General features: G+C 64.2%; 19 protein-coding genes and 3 tRNA genes. 13 read left to right on the top strand and 9 right to left on the bottom strand.

Annotation, left to right across the window (positions count from 1 at the left end):
• On the bottom strand, window positions 1–696 hold the full coding sequence (locus tag F0A17_RS20260; RefSeq protein WP_149330178.1) for a type 1 glutamine amidotransferase: 696 nt from the start codon (window positions 694–696) through the stop codon (window positions 1–3).
• A 50-nt stretch (window positions 697–746) separates the two neighbouring features.
• Here F0A17_RS20260 and F0A17_RS20255 point away from each other — a divergent pair, with 50 nt between their 5' ends.
• Both F0A17_RS20255 and F0A17_RS20250 read left to right on the top strand, forming a co-directional pair.
• Window positions 747–1,040: an MGMT family protein gene (locus tag F0A17_RS20255; RefSeq protein WP_149330177.1), complete on the top strand. Its 294-nt coding sequence runs from the start codon at window positions 747–749 to the stop codon at window positions 1,038–1,040.
• A 78-nt stretch (window positions 1,041–1,118) separates the two neighbouring features.
• Window positions 1,119–1,709: a YjaG family protein gene (locus tag F0A17_RS20250; protein WP_149330176.1), complete on the top strand. Its 591-nt coding sequence runs from the start codon at window positions 1,119–1,121 to the stop codon at window positions 1,707–1,709.
• 18 nt (window positions 1,710–1,727) lie between these two features.
• Here the strand turns inward: F0A17_RS20250 and F0A17_RS20245 are convergent, their stop codons facing one another.
• Genes F0A17_RS20245 through hisB form a run of 5 tightly spaced genes read right to left on the bottom strand, consistent with a single transcriptional unit; the run spans window position 1,728 to window position 5,126 of the window.
• Window positions 1,728–2,228 (bottom strand): hypothetical protein, encoded by a 501-nt coding sequence (locus F0A17_RS20245; RefSeq protein ID WP_228716981.1) that lies wholly within the window; start codon window positions 2,226–2,228, stop codon window positions 1,728–1,730.
• A 27-nt stretch (window positions 2,229–2,255) separates the two neighbouring features.
• Window positions 2,256–3,047, bottom strand: coding sequence for an imidazole glycerol phosphate synthase subunit HisF (gene hisF, locus F0A17_RS20240; protein ID WP_149330174.1), 792 nt, complete (start codon window positions 3,045–3,047; stop codon window positions 2,256–2,258).
• Window positions 3,048–3,050: 3 nt separating this feature from the next.
• Window positions 3,051–3,809 (bottom strand): 1-(5-phosphoribosyl)-5-[(5-phosphoribosylamino)methylideneamino]imidazole-4-carboxamide isomerase, encoded by a 759-nt coding sequence (gene hisA, locus F0A17_RS20235; protein ID WP_149330173.1) that lies wholly within the window; start codon window positions 3,807–3,809, stop codon window positions 3,051–3,053.
• Window positions 3,810–3,860: 51 nt separating this feature from the next.
• Window positions 3,861–4,502 (bottom strand): imidazole glycerol phosphate synthase subunit HisH, encoded by a 642-nt coding sequence (gene hisH / locus F0A17_RS20230; RefSeq protein WP_149330172.1) that lies wholly within the window; start codon window positions 4,500–4,502, stop codon window positions 3,861–3,863.
• Window positions 4,503–4,532: 30 nt separating this feature from the next.
• Window positions 4,533–5,126: an imidazoleglycerol-phosphate dehydratase HisB gene (gene hisB, locus F0A17_RS20225; RefSeq protein WP_149330171.1), complete on the bottom strand. Its 594-nt coding sequence runs from the start codon at window positions 5,124–5,126 to the stop codon at window positions 4,533–4,535.
• 172 nt (window positions 5,127–5,298) lie between these two features.
• On the opposite strand from hisB, the gene F0A17_RS20220 reads away from it, so the two are divergent.
• The 10 genes from F0A17_RS20220 (at window position 5,299) to F0A17_RS20175 (ending at window position 14,209) form a co-directional block, all read left to right on the top strand.
• Window positions 5,299–5,751, top strand: a complete 453-nt coding sequence (locus tag F0A17_RS20220; protein ID WP_149330170.1) for an acetyl-CoA sensor PanZ family protein — start codon at window positions 5,299–5,301, stop codon at window positions 5,749–5,751.
• Window positions 5,751–8,096 carry an AsmA family protein gene (locus F0A17_RS20215; protein ID WP_149330169.1) on the top strand — a complete coding sequence of 782 codons (2,346 nt, stop codon included), beginning with the start codon at window positions 5,751–5,753 and terminating at the stop codon, window positions 8,094–8,096. The genes F0A17_RS20220 and F0A17_RS20215 overlap by 1 nt, the downstream gene beginning before the upstream one ends.
• A gap of 80 nt (window positions 8,097–8,176) precedes the next feature.
• The gene (gene mutY, locus F0A17_RS20210) at window positions 8,177–9,268 is read left to right on the top strand and encodes an A/G-specific adenine glycosylase (protein WP_149330168.1); all 1,092 of its coding nucleotides are present in this window, start codon (window positions 8,177–8,179) and stop codon (window positions 9,266–9,268) included.
• A 43-nt stretch (window positions 9,269–9,311) separates the two neighbouring features.
• The gene (locus F0A17_RS20205) at window positions 9,312–9,584 is read left to right on the top strand and encodes an oxidative damage protection protein (RefSeq protein ID WP_149330167.1); all 273 of its coding nucleotides are present in this window, start codon (window positions 9,312–9,314) and stop codon (window positions 9,582–9,584) included.
• 92 nt (window positions 9,585–9,676) lie between these two features.
• Window positions 9,677–9,752, top strand: a tRNA-Phe gene (locus F0A17_RS20200).
• Between the two features lie 6 nt (window positions 9,753–9,758).
• A tRNA-Gln gene (locus tag F0A17_RS20195) sits at window positions 9,759–9,833 on the top strand.
• Between the two features lie 44 nt (window positions 9,834–9,877).
• Window positions 9,878–9,953, top strand: a tRNA-Thr gene (locus tag F0A17_RS20190).
• Window positions 9,954–10,390: 437 nt separating this feature from the next.
• Complete coding sequence (locus F0A17_RS20185) at window positions 10,391–12,166, top strand: monovalent cation:proton antiporter-2 (CPA2) family protein (RefSeq protein WP_149330166.1); 1,776 nt, start codon at window positions 10,391–10,393, stop codon at window positions 12,164–12,166.
• A 283-nt stretch (window positions 12,167–12,449) separates the two neighbouring features.
• Complete coding sequence (gene thpD / locus F0A17_RS20180) at window positions 12,450–13,436, top strand: ectoine hydroxylase (protein ID WP_149330165.1); 987 nt, start codon at window positions 12,450–12,452, stop codon at window positions 13,434–13,436.
• 107 nt (window positions 13,437–13,543) lie between these two features.
• The gene (locus F0A17_RS20175; protein ID WP_149330164.1) at window positions 13,544–14,209 is read left to right on the top strand and encodes a fumarylacetoacetate hydrolase family protein; all 666 of its coding nucleotides are present in this window, start codon (window positions 13,544–13,546) and stop codon (window positions 14,207–14,209) included.
• Between the two features lie 87 nt (window positions 14,210–14,296).
• Here the strand turns inward: F0A17_RS20175 and speA are convergent, their stop codons facing one another.
• The 3 genes from speA to F0A17_RS20160 all read right to left on the bottom strand — a co-directional run bounded on the left by speA (window position 14,297) and on the right by F0A17_RS20160 (window position 17,564).
• Window positions 14,297–16,219: a biosynthetic arginine decarboxylase gene (speA, locus tag F0A17_RS20170; protein WP_228716980.1), complete on the bottom strand. Its 1,923-nt coding sequence runs from the start codon at window positions 16,217–16,219 to the stop codon at window positions 14,297–14,299.
• Window positions 16,216–17,178 carry a homoserine kinase gene (locus tag F0A17_RS20165; protein WP_149330163.1) on the bottom strand — a complete coding sequence of 321 codons (963 nt, stop codon included), beginning with the start codon at window positions 17,176–17,178 and terminating at the stop codon, window positions 16,216–16,218. Before F0A17_RS20165 ends, speA begins: the two co-directional genes overlap by 4 nt.
• Before the next feature lie 95 nt (window positions 17,179–17,273).
• On the bottom strand, window positions 17,274–17,564 hold the full coding sequence (locus tag F0A17_RS20160) for a DUF2782 domain-containing protein (protein WP_149330162.1): 291 nt from the start codon (window positions 17,562–17,564) through the stop codon (window positions 17,274–17,276).
• A 165-nt stretch (window positions 17,565–17,729) separates the two neighbouring features.
• Here F0A17_RS20160 and polA point away from each other — a divergent pair, with 165 nt between their 5' ends.
• Window positions 17,730–20,513 (top strand): DNA polymerase I, encoded by a 2,784-nt coding sequence (polA, locus tag F0A17_RS20155; RefSeq protein ID WP_149330161.1) that lies wholly within the window; start codon window positions 17,730–17,732, stop codon window positions 20,511–20,513.
• Window positions 20,514–20,603 lie beyond the last annotated feature (90 nt).

The raw sequence follows: 20,603 nt of genomic DNA, 5'->3' as shown, positions 1-20,603 counted from the left end.
TTACAGGGGAGCGGTACGCAACCACTGGCTGAGCAGGCGGTCGAGCAGCGGCGCCAGGCGATCGAAGCGCACGCTATCGGCCAGGATGCTTGCACTGGACTGGGCATGGGGGCTGGTTTCGCTGCCTTCCGGGCGCTCGTCGCTGGCCAGCAGCCCGCTGACGTCGGCGCGGGTGACTTCGAGGTGACACAACAGCCCCAGCGCGCGGCCCGCATCCCAGGCGAAGCCCTGCACCGGGCTGCCGGAGCTGCCGCCAAGCGGCAGAGCGTCCTCGGGCAGGGCGAAGACATCGCGATGCCACATGAAGGCGGTGAACTGCTCCGGGAGATCGAAGGGGCTATCCGGGGCCAGTGTCACGTCATGCCAGCCGACTTCGGCGAAGGTGCCGCGGCCTACCATGGCGCCGAGTTCGGCGGCGATCAGCCGGGCGCCCAAGCCGATGCCGAGCAGCGGTTTATTGCCGTCCAGCGCCCTGGCGATCAGCTTACGCTCACGCTTGAGCCAGGGGTGATGCGCATCGTCCATGATGGACATGGGGCCATCGAGGGCGATCAGAGCGTCGCCATCGGCCAGGCTGGGCGGCGCCTCGCCCGCGTGCAGGTGAAAGACGGTATGGCTGTGGCCCATGCTGGTCAGCCAGTCGGCGATGCGGCCTGGACCATGGTGCGGGCTGTGTTGAAGAAGGTGCAGGTGCATGGGAACCTCGCCGTTGAGGGATGACACGGAAAAAGAGGAGGGCAGCGTACATGAAGCCGGCGCTGCGCGAACAGATCCTGACCATTCTTGCCGCGATACCCGAGGGGCGCGTGACGACCTATGGGCGTATCGCCGCGATGACCGATGGCGCCACGCCGAGACTGGTGGCCCGCGCTCTGCGCGAGCTGCCGGAAGGGCATGCGTTGCCATGGTTTCGCGTGATCACCGCATCGCGACGCCTGGCAGAGCACCCCGGTGCCCCCGAGCAGCGCCAGCGGCTGCTCGCCGAGGGCGTTCCTTTCGACACGCGCGGGCGCGTGACGGCGGAAGCGCTTTGGCCATGAGCCGCTTGTCATGAGCCGCGCGGCACCATGCCGCTCACGCCACGCCTTCTTCTGACCACCGATTCACAAGGAGAATTCATGAGCCAGCCGAGAGCGGGCTTTCATCAGCGGTTGCAGGCTCTTTCGCCACGCCAACAGCAGGCCTTCATGGCGGCGCTGTGCGAGCGGTTGCTGCCCAACTATGCGCTCTATGTGCAGATGACCGGCCACGGCGATCCGTCAGGCTTGCGCGCGATCCTCGATCTGGTATGGGAGCAGCTCGCCGTACGCGAGGCACGCATCGACTTCGACCGGCAGGCAGAGAAACTTGCCGGCCTCGAGCCGCTTCCCGATGATGACAGCTTCGGTGCCCGCCGTGCCGTGGAGGCAACGGTGGCGCTCGCGTCGCTGCTCGATACGCTGCGCGGCGATGCCCCGGAGGCGGTATTGGAGGTCAGCCGCGCCTCCAAGGGCGGGGTTCGTGCCTACATCGAACTGACAGAGGGCGAAGTGGATGCGCGACGTCTCGCCGAACGGGTAAAACGCCACCCGTTGATGGCGGACGAGAACGACTTTCAGGATGCGGTGCTGGAGGCGGTAGAAAACCCTCTCGACCGCGACGCGCTCAAGACGCTGAGGCAGCTAGGGCGTAACGGTGGCGTAAGCAACCTCGGACTCGAGGCGGATTAGGCGCTGGACGGCCGCCGCCTAGAAGCGGATGCCGCCCATGACCATGGCCCCGGCAGTGCCGAAGACGATCAGGTCGGTCTCGAAGCGTCCCCATTGCAGGCCCAGACTGGGCAGGGCGGCTGGCGCCGTGCCGTGACGGTTGAAGGGGATATTGTCCTGGTATTCGCCACGGTAGCCGTGCAGCAGGCCTGCGGTCAGCTTGGCGCGTACGGTGACGTGGCCGTGCGGCTCCCACAACGGGAACTCACGGCCGGCATAAAGGTAGATGGCTTCCTGATGGAAGGAATTCAGGAATCGGGCGCCGCCCATCAGCCAATGCTGCGGGTTGTGCAGCTCGAGTCCGATCAGCTCCTGCCGGTTGTTGTGATCGGGCTCGGGGTCGAAGTGGCGCGTGTAGAGGCTGGTCTGCAGCAACGCGTGATCGAGTTCGAGCAGTGGCGGCCAGATCGGGTTCTGTTGGGCCCGGAGCGCTGGCGATGCCAGCATGAATGCGGCGAGAGCGATGATGCTCCGGCGCATGGCGACCTTCCAAGAAACCCGCAAGATTCACTCTCCTTGTCCCTGTGACAGGCGCATCTCGATGCCACGCTCTGCCATGTAGCGCTTGGCCTCGGGAATGGTGTACTCGCTGAAATGGAAGATACTGGCAGCCAGCACGGCATCGGCGCCGCCTTCCAGCACCCCTTCCACCAGATGATCGAGATTGCCGACGCCGCCGGAAGCGATCACCGGCACCGTTACGGCGTCGCTGATGGCGCGGGTCACGCCGAGATCGAAGCCGGCCTTGGTGCCGTCGCGATCCATGCTGGTCAATAGCAGTTCGCCAGCGCCGTATGCCACCATCTTCTTCGCCCACTCGACCGCATCCAGCCCGGTGGGGCGACGTCCGCCATGCGTGAAGATTTCCCAGCGCGGCGATTCGCCCTCGGCGGAGACACGCTTGGCATCGATGGCCACGACGATACATTGGCTACCGAAGCGCTCGGCGGCCTCGCGCACGAAATCGGGGTTGTTGACCGCGGCGGTATTGATCGAGACCTTGTCGGCGCCGGCGTTGAGCATGGTACGGATATCGTCGCAGGTGCGAATGCCACCGCCCACAGTGAGCGGAATGAACACTTCGCCGGCGATGCGCTCGACCATCTCCACGGTGGTATCGCGGTCCTCATGGCTCGCCGTGATATCGAGGAAGGTGATCTCGTCGGCACCCTGAAGGTTATAGCGCTGGGCGATCTCCACCGGATCGCCGGCATCCCGGATGCCGATGAAGTTGACGCCCTTGACCACGCGGCCGGCGTCGACGTCGAGACAGGGAATGATGCGTTTGGCCAGCCCCATGATTCAGCTCCCGGCTCGGTCGAGCCCTGCAGTCAGTTCATCGCACAACCTCTGGCCTTCGGCCACGTCGAGGCTGCCTTCGTAGATGGCGCGTCCGGTGATGGCACCGAGAATGCCCGATTCTCCTGTGGCTGCCAGGGCGCGCAAATCGTCCAGGTTCGTCACGCCCCCCGAGGCAATGACCGGCAGGCCGCCTTCGCGGGCGAGCTCGGCGGTGGCCTCGACATTGACGCCATTCATCATGCCGTCGCGAGCGATGTCGGTGTAAACGATGCTGGAAACGCCGTCGTCGGCGAAGCGCTTTGCCAGATCGGTGGCCTTGACCGTGGAGACCTCGGCCCAGCCATCGGTGGCGACGAAGCCATCACGCGCATCGAGGCCGACAATCACGTGGCCGGGAAAGGCGCGGCACATCTCGCCGACGAAGGCCGGCTCCTTGACCGCCTTGGTGCCGATGATCACGTAGGAGACCCCGGCTTCCAGATAATGCTCGATGGTCGCGGCGGAGCGGATGCCACCGCCGATCTGGATTGGCAGCTGGGGCCAGTGGCGGGCGATGGCGGTGACGGCCTCGCCGTTGATCGGCTCGCCCTCGAAGGCGCCGTTGAGATCCACCAGGTGCAGGCGACGGGCGCCGGCATCGACCCAGCGCGCGGCCATAGCCACCGGGTCGTCGCCGTAGGTGGTGGCGTCGTCCATGCGTCCCTGCTTGAGCCGAACGCACTTGCCGTCCTTGAGATCGATGGCGGGAATTACCAGCATGTCGTGTCCTCTATGATGCCGTCTCCGGCTCGGCGCGCGCGACGGCGCGATTCAGGGCGACCACGTGACGAAGTTCTCCAGCAGCCTGAGCCCGGCTCGGGAACTCTTCTCCGGATGGAACTGGACGGCGAAGGTGGCGTCACGGCCGATGGCCACGTGGGCATCGACCCGGCCGTAGCGGGTCGTGCCGAAGACGCAGGCGTCTTCGCTCGCCGCCACGTAATAACTGTGCACGAAGTAGAAATGTTCGTTCTGATCGATGCCGTTCCATAGCGGATGCGCATGGTGCTGGTACACCAGGTTCCAGCCCATGTGCGGTACCTTGAGACGCTGCTCCCGGTCGTCGACCATGTCGGTGGGAAAGCGCTTCACCTCGCCTGCCAGGAAGCCCAGACAGGGGATGCCGCCGCTCTCCTCGCTGTGATCGAGCAGCATCTGCTGACCGACGCAGATGCCCAGCAGCGGCTTGCTCTGCTTCGCCAGTAACTCCTGCACCAACCCGCGCAGCTCGGTTTTCTCGAGCTCGCCCATACAGTCACGGATCGCCCCCTGGCCGGGCAGCACCAGGCGGGTGGCGCCTTGGATGCGGCGCGGGTCGCGGGTAATGACCACATGTTCGTGGGTCACGTGTTCCAGGGCCTTGGCAACCGAGTGCAGATTGCCCATCCCGTAGTCGATGACGGCAATGGTCATAGCGGCTCCTCTCAGGTTCGGTCGACGGCGTTACAGGCAGCCCTTGGTGGACGGCATCTGGCCGGCCATGCGCGGGTCGGGCTCGACGGCCATGCGCAGCGCACGACCGAAGGCCTTGAAGATGGTTTCCGCCTGATGGTGGGCATTGAAGCCCTTCAGGTTATCAATATGCAGCGTGACCCGTGCATGGTTGACGAAGCCCTGGAAGAACTCCCAGAACAGCTGGGTATCGAGGCGCCCGATACTGGCGCGTGTGAAATCGACATTCATGAACAAGCCGGGGCGACCGGAGAAGTCTATCACGACACGCGACAGCGCCTCGTCCAACGGCACATAGGCATGACCGTAGCGGCGAATGCCGCGCTTGTCGCCGATGGCCTGATCGAAGGCCTGCCCGAGCGTGATGCCGAGATCCTCGACGGTATGATGGTCGTCGATATGCAGATCGCCCATCGCCTTGATGTCGAGATCGATCAGGCCGTGGCGCGCCACCTGGTCGAGCATATGATCGAGGAGGGGAACGCCGGATTCGCCGTTCAGTCGGCCTTCGCCATCGAGGTTCACTGTGACCGTGATCTGGGTTTCCTGGGTATCACGGCTGACCGTGGCGATTCGCTCGGACATGTCGAACTCTCCCGCGCTGGCGCGCGTCGCATGGGGTGGGCCCGGGCGCGAGCCGGGCGGGCAAGTCGCTGCGCTTGCCGCAATGGGCATCCATTATAGAGAATCGTCCCCCCCATCCGCTACAATGCGCCCAACACAGCGGCGGCCCGGGGCCGCGGCCCAGGAGACCGTCATGCCGGTAACGCTTCACCTCGTCGACAAGTCCGTCTGGGCGTCGGATGCCCAGGCGCGTCATGATCTGGCACGAATCTATGCCGATGCGCCCGCCGAGCGCCTCGTCATGCCTGTCGACAGTTTCCTCCAAGAGCACCTCGAGGATGGCCATTTCTTTGGCTGCGCGCGCTTCAACGACCGCCTTCTTGGGGCGGTCGCGGTGAAGGCCGACGCACAGGCCTGGTGGCTGTCGGAGCTATGCGTGCGCAGGGCCACCCGGCGGCGTGGGGTGGGCTCAAGGTTGCTGGCGCTGGTGGCCAAGGCCGCCCACGCCCGGGGGCTCGAGCTGCGCGCTCCCGCATCGCAGTTGCCGGTGGCCGACCAACTTCTGCTCTCTCGACTGGGGTATCGTCCGCATGCCACCGGTGACTACTTCGTGCTCGCACCACCGCTGCAAGGAGGCGGTACATAATGAAGCGACTGTTTCAAACGCTGCTCGCCGCCATCGGAGTCCTGGGTGTCGTGGTGGCGGCGGCTGTGGTCTACGTCACGACTTTCCTCGACCCCGAGGACTTCAAGCCGAGGCTGGTCGAAGTGGTGCGCGAGCACAGTGGCCTGGAGTTGTCCCTGGACGGGCCGCTCTCATGGTCGTTCTACCCGCGGTTGGGGGTCAGCGTGAAGGAGGCGGAAGGCCGTCTGCCGGAGCAGCAAGACGGTGCTCCCCCCTTCCTGGCGTTCACGCATGCCGAGGTCAGTCTCGCCTTTGCGCCGCTACTGCGCGGCGAAATCGCCATCGAAGGGCTGATGCTGGACGGCATGAGCCTGCGTCTGGAGCGCGACGAGCAGGGGCGAGGCAATTGGGAAGCCCTGCTGCAGCGCCTCGATGAGCGCCGTGAGGGGGCCGAATCCGCCCTGGCGCCGGCCAGCGCGGGGCCCAGCCTGGAGGGCGGCAACCTGGCCGTGGCACTCAACATTGCCAGCGTGCAGATACGCAACGGGGCGGTCCGCTATCGCGACAGAGCGGCCGGGCGTGAGTGGCTGCTCGAAGACGTGGGCCTGTCGGGTTCCAACGTCAATCCGCAGCGCGCCTTCCCGTTCCGGAGCTCTTTTCGCCTGAAGTCCTATGATCGGCTCGACTGGCGCGAACTGGAGCGAAAGCCGGCACTGGCCAGCGAAATCTCCCTGGAGGGGCGGATGCGCCTGGCATTGGCCGAGCGCCGTTACGTCATGGAAGCGCCGAAGCTGAGCGCCGCCACGTTTTTCAGGGGAGTCGAAGATCGGCAACAGACGGACCTGACCGGTCAGCAGCTCATCCTGGACCTGTCACAGCAGCGTCTGCAGCTGCAGGAGGGCCGTCTCGAGGCCGGGTTGCAGCACCCTGACTTGGGCGAAGACGCCTTGTCCCTGACGCTCGCCCTGGCGCTGGATGCAGACCTGGAGCAGCGAACGGCGCAGCTGCGCGACCTGCAGCTCACCGGCCCCGATGGGCTACGCTTGAGCGGCCACCTCAACCTGGCCGACCTCGACAGCGCGCCGAGCTACAGTGGCCAGCTCAGCCTGGCTCCGCTGTCCCTCAGACCTTGGCTTGCACGCCTGGGCGAGGCGCCGTCGATGGCGGAAGGGGCGCTCACCGACGTGGCGCTGACCAGCCCGGTTCGCGGCGATCTGGAACATGTCGAATTGGAGGGGCTGACCCTGGTACTCGACGACAGCACCTTCACCGGGCGCCTGGGGATGGGCTTCGGTGGCAGCCTGCTGAATTTCGAGCTGCAGGGAGACAGCCTCGATCTGGATCGTTATCTGCCGGCGGACACACCCGCCGAGCAGAGTGCGGCGCGGGGCGGCCTGCCCGGTATCGAGCGTGCCCTGGCCAGCGATCCTGCATCACTGGTGCCTGCCGAATGGCTGGCGGAGCTAGATCTGGACGGACGCCTCGCGCTGTCGCGACTGCGGCTCAATGGGCTCGACTTCACCGAGGTGGGGCTGGTGTTGTCCGGTGGAGAAGGGCATCAGCGCCTGGAGCGTTTCGAATCGGCCTTCTACGATGGCGAACTGAGCGCTTCCGGTGCACTCGACCTGACCCGCGAGCCGATACGTTGGCAGCTCGAACCGAACCTGTCCCGAGTACAGCTGGAGCCGCTGATCCAGGCGATGACCGAAGACGATAGCCCGGCGCCGCTGCGCGGGCGCCTCTCTCTCGAGGGGGAGCTGGAATCGCGGGAAAACGCCTGGTCGGCGTTGAAGCGAAACCTGAATGGCACGCTCGCCGGACGCATCGACGAGGGCGCCGTGCTCGAAGCCAACGTCTCGCAGGAGCTATGCACGCTAGCGGCGTTTGTGGAGGGGCGCGAGACGAGCCGTGACTGGAGCGCCGATACGCGTTTCGAGCGCGCCGAGGCCAGTCTGCGCATTCGTGATGGCGTCGCTCGCAGCGATGACATCCTGGTGACGCTCCCTGGGATCGAGATGGGAGGGAACGGCGAGCTGGATTTGGGCAGCGAGCACTTCGACCTGCGTGCTGCGGCGCGCTTCGTCGACGGAGCCGACGCCGCCTGCCCGGTGAATCCGCGACTGCAGCGGGTACCCCTGCCGGTACGCTGCAGCGGTGAGCTTTCCGGCGACAGCCGAGAGTGGTGTCGCTTCGATCGCGAGGCGTTCCAGTCCTCGTTGGCCGAACTGCTGCGCGATGAAGTGGGCCGTCGCGCCAGCGATGAACTCGAGCGCCGGCTCGAGCGACCGCTGGAGCGTCTCGAGGAACGGATGGGCAACGATGCCGGCAGGGAACTTCGTGATGCCCTGCGCGGTCTGTTGGAGTGAGTACCAAGTAAGTCAGTCCCTGCGCCGACTCCCGAGTCGGCGCTTTTTTTCGCAAGGCCGATATTGCGCAAGGATCGTCAATGAGCGAGATGCCAGCGCCCGTGCTCGAGCCGGAAGCGTTCCAGCAGCGCCTGCTGGCCTGGTTCGACCAGCATGGCCGCCACGATTTGCCCTGGCAACGACAACGCACCCCTTACCGAGTATGGGTCTCGGAAATCATGTTGCAACAGACCCAGGTCGCCACGGTAATTCCTTACTTCGAGCGCTTCATGGCGCGCTTTCCCGCGCTCGGTGACCTGGCCGAGGCCCCTCAGGACGAGGTTCTGCATCTGTGGACCGGGCTTGGCTACTACGCCCGCGGGCGGAACCTGCATCGGGCCGCGCGCGAAGTGATGATGGAGCATGCTGGCGAGCTGCCGGTGGCAAGTCTCGATGCGCTGGCCGCGCTGCCCGGCATCGGTCGCTCCACCGCAGGGGCGATCGTCGCCCAGAGCACTGGGCGACGGGCGGTGATACTCGATGGTAACGTCAAGCGCAGTCTGGCTCGCCTGCATGCCGTCGAGGGTTGGCCGGGTCGCCCGGCCGTGGAGCGTCGACTGTGGGCACTGGCCGAACACTATACGCCGCACGCACGCGTGGTCGATTATACCCAGGCGATGATGGACTTCGGCGCTACCCTGTGTCGCCGCGGTACGCCCGACTGCGGGCACTGTCCGTTCGCCGACGTCTGCGTGGCCCATGCCCGCGGCGAAGAGCGCCGCTTTCCCGAAGCCAAGCCGAAGAAGGCGCTGCCGACGCGTACCACCCGGATGCTAGTGCTGCGCGATGCCGAGGGCCGGGTGCTGCTCGAACAGCGCCCCGCCAGGGGGCTGTGGGGCGGACTGTGGGGGCTGCCGCAATTCGACGACCCGGAAACGCTGCGCACGTGGCTCGAGGTCCATGCTCCCGCCGCCGAACTCGATCCGGCGTGGCCGGCCTTCCATCACACCTTCAGCCATTTTCGCCTGGAGATCACGCCGCAGCCGGCTCGCGTCGATGGGCTCGATTCGATCGGCGAGACGCGATGCTGGTACGATCCCGCCAATCCCCCGCGCCTTGGCCTGGCCGCGCCGGTCAAGGCTCTGCTGGCGTCGCTGGCTCCTTTCGCCCTGGCCGCTTCCGAGGGGGCATGATAGCGTCGCTGGCCGATTGCATTCCGTTATGAGGAGTTCGCCCATGAGCAAGACCGTGTTCTGTCGCAAGTACCAGCAGGAGCTCGAGGCCCTGCCGTTCCCGCCGCTGCCCGGCAAGAAGGGGCAGGAGATCCAAGCCAACGTATCGAAGCGAGCTTGGGAAGAGTGGCAAGCGCTGCAGACCCGCCTAATCAACGAGAAGCACCTCAACATGCTCGATCCCGAGGCACGGGCGTACCTCAATGAACAGATGGAGCGCTTCCTCGCCAACCGCGAGACCGACCAGGCAGAAGGCTACGTGCCGCCCCGGGACTAGGCCGTCCGGGACCAGCGCGCCCCCGCCATCTGCATGAAACGAAAGGGTTGACGCTGCAGGGCGAATCTTGTTTAATACGCACCGTTGGCAGCGGCCAGATAGCTCAGTCGGTAGAGCAGGGGATTGAAAATCCCCGTGTCGGCGGTTCGATTCCGTCTCTGGCCACCACAATGCTGGGGTATCGCCAAGTGGTAAGGCACCGGTTTTTGGTATCGGCATTCCCAGGTTCGAATCCTGGTACCCCAGCCACGCCAACCCCTATCCGATCTGCAATTCGCCTGGATCGGTCCCGAGCCGGCATAGCTCAGTTGGTAGAGCAACTGACTTGTAATCAGTAGGTCCCGGGTTCGACTCCTGGTGCCGGCACCATCAAGACCTTCGGGAAACAGCGACTTGCAGATGTTAGAAACCGCCCTTGGAGGCGGTTTTTTTGTGCCTTTCTGCCAGAGATAAGCTGGAGATAGGCAGGGATATCCTCGATAGTACCTAGGTCGAGAAAACGTGACCGTTTCGCCCCGTTATTGGTGAACTCCATAACCACGTGGATTTGGCCAGTCGCAACAGCGGCAATGGGTAGGATCGCCCTATTTGCCCAGCGATTCTCCTGGCGACTACGTTCCTGTCCGGCAACGCCCTACAGACAGTGGACCAATCTCTCCTTGCCTTAACCATGAAGCCGGATGTCTGCTGGTTGCCAGACTGTCGCTTCCGCGTCTTGCTGTCCTTCCAAGCTTAGCCATGGGTGGCAGGGGGAGGCGAAATCGAAAAGCACAAGCCCAGACGACACTTCATTGCGGAGGGAGATCATGGCAGAGGCAGGCATCGCCGAAACGCTCGGGTCGGCCGTCGTTCTTCTCAGTTCGGCGGTAATCGCGGTACCCCTGTTTCGCAAACTCGGATTGGGATCTGTGCTTGGTTACTTCGCGGGCGGTCTTCTGGTCGGTCCCTCAGTGCTGGGAATCTTCTCCGACCCTTCGACCGTCCTGCATATTTCCGAGCTCGGCGTCGTAATGTTCCTGTTCCTGATCGGCATCGAAATGCGACCGCAAAAACTCTGGGCGCTGCGAACCCAGATATTTGGCCTTGGCCTGGCGCAGGTGCTGTTCTGCATTGCTCTTCTGACCGGAGCAGGCCTGATTCTCGGTCTGTCACCGGCAGTCGCTTTCGTTGCCGGTTCAGGTTTCGTCCTGTCATCGACCGCCGTCATCATGTCGACTCTCAAGGAGCGCGGCGAGCTTGCCAGTTCACAGGGGCAGCAGGCAATGTCGATCCTGCTGCTGGAAGATCTTATGATCGTGCCGCTGCTGGCGATCGTCGCATTCATGAGCGCGGCGGCCGACGGAGGCGGGAACGGCATCGACCTGACGGGAGTTCTGCTCGCGGTCAGTTCCATCGCCTTCGTGATTGCGGTTGGCCGGTGGCTACTCGATCCATTTTTCGCTCTGCTTGCCCGAGCTCGCACGACTGAGGTGCTGACAGCGGGTGCGCTTCTTGTGGTTCTGGGGGCGGCTCTGCTGATGGAGCAAAGTGGCCTTTCAATGGCCATGGGGGCATTTTTAGCCGGCGTGATGCTGTCGGGATCGAGTTATCGTCATCAAATAGAAACCGATGTGGAACCCTTCAAAGGCCTGCTGATGGGCCTGTTCTTTCTAGCGGTCGGCATGTCCCTGGATCTCAGGTTGGTCGTAGCGGAATGGCAGAAAGTCCTGGCGCTTCTGTTGATTTATGTCGCCGTGAAGTCGATTGGCATCTACACCATCGCGCGGCTCTTCGGCGCCACGAGCAGGCAGGCTCTTCGCCGCATGGCTTTGTTTGCCCAGGGCGGTGAATTTGCCTTTGTGCTCTATTCGGCGGCCGCCGGCGAAGGTGTGATCGGCGCTGCGGAGCATGCCGTTTTCTCGTCTGCCATTATTCTCTCAATGGCGCTCACACCGCTGATCTTGATTGCTTCCGACCGCTTCCTGAAAGGCGAGGCGGTATCGACGGAGGGAATCGAAATGCCTAAAGGATTGAAAGGCCGTGTACTGATGATCGGCTTTGGCCGCTTCGGCCAGATCGCCTCGCAGTTGCTGCTCTCACAAGGTATCGCGGTAACGCTGATCGACAACAATCCCAAACGTATCCGCGAAGCCGAGAAATTCGGTTTCAAGGTCTATTATGGCGATGGAGCGCGACTCGACATGTTGCGCCAGTCCGGTGCGGCGACAGCGGATACGATCATGGTCTGCGTCGACGAACGAAAGGTGACCGATCACATCGTCGAACTAGCAGCATCCCATTTCCCCGCAGCTCGCCTTCTCGTTCGCTCTTATGACCGAGGGCACTCGATCAGCCTGCGCGGAGCAGGGGTTGACTATGAGCTTCGTGAGACATTCGAATCGGCGCTGGCTTTCGGCGGTGCCGGTCTTCGCGCACTCGGCATGACCGCGCTCGATGTCGAGGCGATAACGGCTGACATCCGCCGGCTCGACAGCGAACGGCTAGAAGCGCAGGCTCAGGGGGGATTATTGGCAGGTGGTGATAAACTGCATGTCACTCCGAGACCCGAGCCCCTATTCGCGCGGCACAAGCAACGAAGCTAACCCTCAATGTAAAAGCGCAACCATTATCCTTGGCCGACTTGTTAACAGGCCACGGAGTCGACCCTAGTGCCGGCACCTTCAGCCCTTCGAGACGGCTGGGACAATCAGCGACTTGCAGTGATTCGAAACCGCCATGAAGGCGGTTTTTTTGTTGCTCTTGAAAGCGCAATGCAGCATCGCCATATCTATGTTGCAAGCTCCCTAGGGAGACTGCCGCCACGGCTGCACGCCGTTGGAACGAGTTGGGACTGAACCTGATCACGGATACACAGGAGGTGATTGGATGACAGTGAAGACATCGTCCAACCGTAAGCTGAAACAGGTGACCGATTATGTCGGTGCCGATACCATGACCGCCCAGGTCGACAATACACGCGATCCCGATCCTTACCCCACCCGACTCGCCAAGCCGCTCGACACCCTGTGGGTGGCGCGTCGGGAGGGCGTGGTGCGCGGCCGCGCTGAGCAGGGGCCGCTGGGTCCGGCGCAACTCGATGAGTTCGAGCGTAAAGGCTTCCTGTTCGAGCCCGATTTTATTAATGGAGAGGAGCTCGACGAGCTGTGTCGGGAGCTGAGTGAGTTGCTTAGTCGCGACGACTTCCGTGGTCGCGATTTCAGCATCACCGAGCCCGACAGCCAGGAGATCCGCTCGCTATTCGCGGTGCATTACCTGTCCGAGCGCTTCGCCGCCCTGGCGTGCGACGAGCGCCTGGTGGGCCGTGTGCGCCAGATACTCGGCGGCGACGCCTATGTGCATCAGTCGCGCATCAACTACAAGCCGGGCTTCGAGGGCAAGGGCTTCAGCTGGCACTCCGACTTCGAGACCTGGCACGCCGAGGACGGTATGCCGGCCATGCATGCCGTCAGCGCCTCGATCGTGCTGACCGACAATCACGAGTTCAATGGCCCGCTGATGCTGATTCCCGGCTCGCACAAGGTCTTCGTGCCGTGCCTGGGCGAGACGCCTGAGAATCACCACCGCCAGTCGCTGAAGCGCCAGGAGTTCGGTGTGCCCGGACGCGAGGCACTGCGTGAGCTGGTCGCGCGCCACGGTATCGAGGCGCCGAAGGGAGCCGCAGGCGGCCTGCTGCTGTTCGACTGCAACACGTTGCACGGCTCGAACGCCAACATGTCGCCGGATCCGCGCAGCAATGTCTTCTTCGTCTACAACCGGCGTGATAATGCCTGCGTCGAGCCCTTCGCCGCACACCGTCGGCGTCCCAGCTTCCTGGCCCATAAGCCGGATGAGGCGTGGACGCCGCAAGGCTGATCCCGGTGCTCAGCGCGGTGAGTGGATGGAACAGGGCGCATGGTGCGGTAGACTGTTAGCCTTGTCGTCGAGATGCGGCACGCATAACGAGAAGGAGAAGACCCGCCATGCGCTTTGTCCCCCGTTTTATCGATGGTCAGGCATTTCCTCATCCGCTTGGCAAAATTGTCTGCGTCGGACGCAACTACGCCGATCACGCCAAGGAACTGAATAACCCGGTACCCAGCGAGCCGCTACTGTTCATCAAGCCCGCCACCAGTGCAGCAAGCTTCGATGAACCCCTGGAGGCCCCGTTCTCGCGCGGTGAAGTGCACTACGAGGCGGAGCTGGCGCTATTGATCGGCGAGCGGCTCAGCCATGCGACGACCAGCGAGGCCGAGCGGGCCATTGCCGGCATCGGCCTGGCTCTCGACCTGACTTTGCGCGACCTGCAGGCGCGCCTCAAGGAGAAGGGCCATCCCTGGGAGGTGGCCAAAGCCTTTGACGGCGCCTGTCCGTTGACCGACTTCCTGCCCCTGGATCGGGTACCGAACTGGAGCGCGCTGACCTTCGAACTGGAGATCAACGGCGAGCTGCGCCAGCATGGCGAGGGCGCCGACATGTTGTTTCCGATACCCACCTTGGTGGCCGAGATGAGCCGTCATTTCACCTTGGAGCCCGGTGACGTGGTGTTGACTGGCACCCCCGCCGGCGTGGGCGAGTTGCCGCGCGGTGCCAGCCTGCGCCTGACCCTGACCGGCGGACTGGAGGTCAGTGGTCGAGTGGCGGAGTAGACGGTTCATTCGCATTCGATTCAATGAAGAACGCCCCCACGGCCTGGGCCAAGGGGGCGTTTCGCGACAGGGCGCTAGCGGGCTCGGTCACTCCAGATAGGTGTAGCCCTGCAGGCCGGCGGAGAGATCGTCGAGGAACTGCCCCTGCTCCTCGGCGGAGAGGCCGCTCTCCTGCAACTGGCCGGCGAGCCGATCGCGCAGTATCGTGGCGTCGAAATTGACGTAGGCGAGCACGTCGGAGACGCGATCGCCCTGCTGGGCGTGGCTGAGCACCCATTCGCCATTCTCGCTGAGCGCGGCGTCGACCGAATCGGTGTCGCCGAACAGGTTATGCAGGTCACCGAGAATCTCCTGGTAGGCGCCGACCAGGAAGAAGCCCAGCAGGCGTTCCTCGTCCTCGTGCCACTCGGGCAACGGCAGGGTGGTCTCGACGCCCTGGCCATCGACATAACCGTCGATGCGGCCGTCGCTGTCGCAGGTGATATCCTGGATCACACCGCGGCGGGTGGGCTCGCGATTGAGCCCGGTCAGCGGCAGTACGGGGAAGATCTGGTCGATGCCCCAGACGTCTGGCACCGACTGGAACAGTGAGAAGTTGACGAACAGCTTGTCGGCGAGCTTCTCGGCCAGTTCGTCGATGATCTCGCGATGGGCGCGGTTGCGGCTGTCGAGACGTTCGCGCAGCCGCGCGCAGGTGGCGAAGTAGACGCCTTCGGCCTCGGCGCGCACGGTGATATCGGCCAGGCCCATGATGAAGCGATCGTGCAGCTCGCTCATCGCCTGCAGCAGGTCGTGCCACGCCTCGACCAGTTCGCGCGGTTCGACGCCACCCTGAAGCAACTCGTGAACCCGCCACAGCTCGTCGAGCTGCGGGTCGTCCTCGGCCTGGCGCGCGGGAGGCTGGTCGTTGACCCGCTCCTCGCCGATCACGTTGGCGATCAGCACCGCGTGATGGGCGGTCAGTGCGCGGCCGGACTCGCTGATCAGGTGCGGATGAGGTATCTCGGCCTCGGCGCAGGCCTGGGCGAAGGCGCTGACCACGTTACGCGCGTACTCGCGCATCGAGTAGTTGATCGAGCAGAAGCTGCGCGAGCGTGTGCCCTCGTAGTCGATGCCCAGTCCGCCGCCGACATCGACGGTATCGATCGGCGCGCCGAGTGCCAGCAGGCTCTGGTAGAAGCGTGCGCACTCGCGTAGACCGGAATGGATGTCGCGAATGTTGGCAATCTGCGAGCCCAGGTGAAAATGCACCAGCTGCAGGCTGGCCAGCGAGTCGGCCTCGCGCAGTCGCTCGATCACTGCCAGCATCTGCGAGGCGGTCAGGCCGAACTTGGACTTTTCGCCACCGGTATCCTGCCACTTGCCCATGCCCACCGAAGCCAGGCGTGCGCGCAGGCCGATGCGCGGGGTGACGCCCAGGTTTTCGGCTTCCTCCAGGATCAGCGGCAGCTCGGAGAACTTCTCCACCACCAGATAGACGCGGTGACCGAGCTTCTCGCCCATCAGCGCCAGGCGGATGTACTCGCGATCCTTGTAGCCGTTGCAGACGATCAGCGAGGGGCCGTCGGCGGAGAGCGCCAGGACGGCGAGCAGCTCCGGCTTGCTGCCGGCCTCCAGGCCGACCCGCCCACGCCCGCGCTCGCGGGTGGCGAGTATCTCTTCCACCACGCGGCGCTGCTGGTTGACCTTGATCGGGTAGACCGCGGTGTAGCCGCCTATGTACTCCTCCTCCTGCATGGCGAGGTCGAAGGCGTCGCACAGCTGCTCGACGCGGTCGTGCAGGATATCGCTGAAGCGCACCAGCACCGGCAGCCGCAGGCCGGCGTCGCGCAACTCGTCCACCAGCGGGGCGAGGGGAAGTGCCGGTCCTTCAGCCTCGCTGCCGAGAGGGCGTACCAGGGCATGGCCGCTGTCGTCGACATCGAAATAGCCGCTGCCCCATTGATCGATGTTCCAGGTGCGGCGGGCACGCTGGGCAGGGCCGGAGGCAGCTCCCATGGATAGGCTCATGTGTTGCTCGCTTCGGGCAGTGGCAGGGCGCCGTGCTTGAGGCGCGCCGCAAGGATGGTGTGAAACCGGGCCGGATCGTGCGGCGTCAGGTCGTGGGCCGGAGGGTCCACGTAGACGACCAACAAGCGTGACAGCCAGTAGCGCAGCGCCGTCATGCGCAGCATCGTCGGCCATACCTCACGCTCGGCGAGGGTCAGCGGCCGGCGGGCCTGGTAGGCGCTCAGCAGCGTGTCGTGGCGCTCGCGATCGAGCCGTCCATCGGGGCCGGACGCCCAATCATTGATAACGATGGCCAGGTCGAACAGCAGATCGCCGGTGCATCCATTGTAAAAGTCGATGATGCCGCCGAGGCGATCTGTCTCGAACAAGGTATTGTCGCGGAACAAGTCGCCGTGCAAGGCGCCCTGGGGCAGCTCGGGAGCGTTGCCGAAGACGTCCTGGTAGATCTCCACCTCGTCCTTCATCAGCGCCTGATCCTCGGGCGACAGGTAGACCAGCACTCTGTGATGCATGGCCGACAGCCAGTTCAGGTCGCGGGGGTTGGGGCGATGGCCGGGAAAGTGTTGTGACACGAGATGCATGCGTCCCAGCGCGTCGCCCAGCGCTCGGCACTGGGCCAGGCTGGGTGCCATCGGGTGCCGGCCGGGCAGGCGTGGAAACAGCAACGACGGTTTGCCGGCCAGACTGTGCAGGGCGATGCCCTCGCGATCGTGTACCGGTCCCGGTACCGGGAGGCGATGCTCGGCCAGGTAGTCGAGCAGATCGACGAAGAACGGCAGCTCCTCGTGCTCGCCCTGTTCGAACAGCGTCAACACCAGCTCGCGGCGGTCGGTGGTGAGGAAGAACGTGGTGTTCTCCGTGCCGCCGGCGACCCCCTCAAGGGACACCAGAGTGCCAACATCGAAGCGCTTCAGGAACTCTACGACCTGTGCGTCGCTTAACGGGGTGAATACGGCCATGTGTCTCTCGCCCAGCTTGCCAAGCCGCCTATTGTAGCGACTTGGCATCTCGATGCACGCCCGCGAATGCGATTCGGTGCCGTGTATGGCGAACGTCACCAGCGGATCAACACCCACTCCGGGATGGCGATCCGGTCGCCCTCCTGGCGCTCGAAATTGCCGTCGCCATCATGATCGACGAGAAAGTAGCCGGGGCCGCTGCGCGGACGAATCTCGATGGCATAGAGCTGTCCGTTGATGCGGTACTCGCGGATGGTGCGATCTTCCTCCTGGCGGATGGTGATGTCTGGCTCAACCTCGGCGGAAGATTGCGCCAGAGCCGGAACGGCCGCAGTGAGCCCGAGGATAAACAAGGTAGTCGCCAGGATGTGTCGAGAAAGGTTCATGTTGGCCTCCGAAGACCGCTTGCGACGATCGCTGCCACGGCGTGGCTGTCTCTAGTGTATGACGTTGACCGACACGATCCCAACGATGGCGGCAAAAGCGGCGCGCAATGCGTATCATGGCTGACCAGGATCACGCTTTCAGCCCAGACCAACGGATGCCGATACATGGCCGACACGCCTATCGTTCTCGTCGACGGTTCGTCCTACCTTTACCGCGCCTTCCACGCCCTGCCGCCGCTGACCACCTCGTCGGGCCAGCCCACCGGTGCGATCAAGGGGGTGCTCAACATGCTCAAGCGGCTGATCAAGGACTACCCCGACAGCCCCATGGCGGTGGTGTTCGACGCCAAGGGCAAGACCTTCCGCGACGCGCTTTTCGAGGAGTACAAGGCGCAGCGTCCGCCGATGCCCGACGACCTGCGTAGCCAGGTGGAACCGCTCTACGCTTGCGTACGCGCGCTGGGGTTGCCGCTGCTGTGCGTCGAGGGCGTCGAGGCCGACGACGTCATCGGCACGCTGGCCCGGCTTGCCACCGAGGCCGGGCGCGATGCGGTGATTTCCACCGGTGACAAGGACATGGCGCAACTGGTCAATGGGCATATCACCCTGGTCAACACCATGAAGGATGAGACCCTGGACGTTGCCGGCGTCAAGGACAAGTTCGGCCTGCCGCCGGAGCTGATCATCGACTTCCTGGCGCTGATGGGCGACAAGGTGGACAACATACCCGGGGTGCCGGGAGTGGGCGAGAAGACCGCACTGGGCCTGCTGCAGGGTATCGGTGGCGGGCTCGATGCCATCTATGCCGCCCTCGATCGTGTCGCCGCCCTCGATTTTCGTGGTGCCAAGACACTGCCCAAGAAGCTCGAGGCGCACCGCGAGATGGCCTACCTCTCGTATCAGTTGGCCACCATCAAGACCGACTGCGATCTGCCGGTGGGGCTCGACGATCTCGACATCGCCCATCCCGATCGCGAGGCGCTCAAGCGGCTCTATACCGAGCTCGAGTTCAAGGCCTGGCTCTCCGAATTACTGGCCGGCAAGGACGAAGGCGTCGACGATATCGCCCGCGGCGCCGGGGTCGCCGGCACGGCTGCCGCGGGCAACCTCGACCCGGACGCGCCGCCGGCAAGCGTCGCGGCATGCAAGAATCACCTGATCCTGACCCAGGCCGAGCTCGATGCCTGGCTTTCGCGGCTCGGCGCCTGCGAGGCCTTCTGCTTCGACCTCGAAACCAACAGCCTCGATTACATGGAGGCCGAGATCGTCGGCGTGGGACTCGCGCTCGAGCCCGGCGAAGCGGCGTACGTGCCGCTCGCCCACGATTACCTCGACGTGCCCGACCAGCTCGATAGGGCCAGCGTCCTGGCAGCCCTCAAGCCGCTGCTGGAAGACCCCTGCCGAGGTAAGATCGGTCAGAACCTCAAGTACGACATCTCGGTACTGGCCAACTATGACATCCAGGTGCGCGGGCCGCTCACCGACACCATGCTCGAATCCTACGTGCTCAACTCCACCGCCACTCGCCACGACATGGATTCGCTGGCGCTGAAGTACCTGGGACAGAAAACGGTCAGCTTCGAGGAGATCGCCGGCAAGGGCGCCAAGCAGCTCACCTTCAACCAGATCGATTTCGAACACGCCGTTCCCTACGCCTGTGAGGACGTCGACGTGACCTTGCGCCTGCATTGCGAACTGAGGCCGCGAATCGAGTCCGAGGGGCGACTGGCCGAAGTGCTCGATAGCATCGAGCGGCCGCTGATCCCGGTGCTCTCGCGCATGGAGCGCACCGGGGTGGCGATCGATGCCGAGCGGTTACACGTCCAGAGCCGGGAACTCGCCGAGCGCATCCGTGAACTGGAAGCCCGCGCCTTCGAACTGGCTGGACGCGAGTTCAACCTCGGCTCGCCCAAGCAATTGGGTCAGATCCTGTTCGAGGAATTGAAGATTCCGGTGATCAAGAAAACCCCCAAGGGCGCGCCTTCCACCGCCGAAGCCGTACTCGAGGAGCTGGCACTGGATTATCCGCTGCCCAAGGTGATCATGGAGCATCGCGGGCTGGCCAAGCTCAGGTCGACCTACACCGACAAGCTGCCGCGCCTGGTCAATGCTCGTACCGGGCGGCTCCATACCAGCTACCACCAGGCGGTGGCCGCCACCGGGCGGTTGTCGTCATCTGATCCCAACCTGCAAAATATCCCGATCCGCACCGAGGAGGGGCGCAAGATCCGGCAGGCCTTTATCGCCCGGCCCGGCTATCGCATCGTGGCCGCCGACTATTCGCAGATCGAGCTGCGCATCATGGCGCACCTTTCCGAGGACAAGGGGCTGCTCGACGCTTTTGCCGAGAATCGCGACATCCACACCGCTACCGCCGCCGAGGTGTTCGGCGTACCGCTGGAAAAGGTTTCTGGCGAGCAGCGGCGCAGCGCCAAGGCGATCAACTTCGGGCTGATCTACGGCATGAGCGCCTGGGGCCTGGGCAAACAGCTGCGCATCGAGCGCGGCCAGGCGCAAACCTATATCGATCGCTACTTCGATCGCTACCCCGGCGTGGCGCGCTACATGGAACGCATCCGCGCCCAGGCCGCCGAGGACGGTTTCGTCGAAACCGTATTCGGCCGGCGCCTCTACCTGCCGGAGATTCGTGCCCAGAACCACGCCCGGCGCCAAGCCGCCGAGCGCACCGCGATCAACGCGCCGATGCAGGGCACCGCAGCGGACATCATCAAGCGCGCCATGATCGAGGTCGACGGTTGGCTGCAGGGAGACGAATTCGATGCCTGCATGGTGATGCAGGTTCACGACGAGCTAGTGTTCGAAGTGGCGGAAGGCCAGGTGGTTGCCTTCCTCGACGAGGTGAAGATGCGCATGCAGGCCGCCGCCGAGCTCAGCGTGCCGTTGATTGTCGAGGCCGAAAGCGGCGGTAACTGGGACGAGGCGCATTGAGATCGTCCGCTTGTCGATTCAATCGCTCAATCGGGGCGATTAGCAGCGCCGCCGCTGCCAGACGGATGGCGACACGCTATGCTGTTGGAA

This window comes from Billgrantia pellis (assembly GCF_008297955.1).
In the GTDB taxonomy this organism is placed as follows: Bacteria; Pseudomonadota; Gammaproteobacteria; order Pseudomonadales; family Halomonadaceae; genus Halomonas; species Halomonas pellis.
The sequence above is the reverse complement of the archived record's forward strand: the minus strand, read 5'-3'. Positions and strand labels throughout refer to the sequence as shown.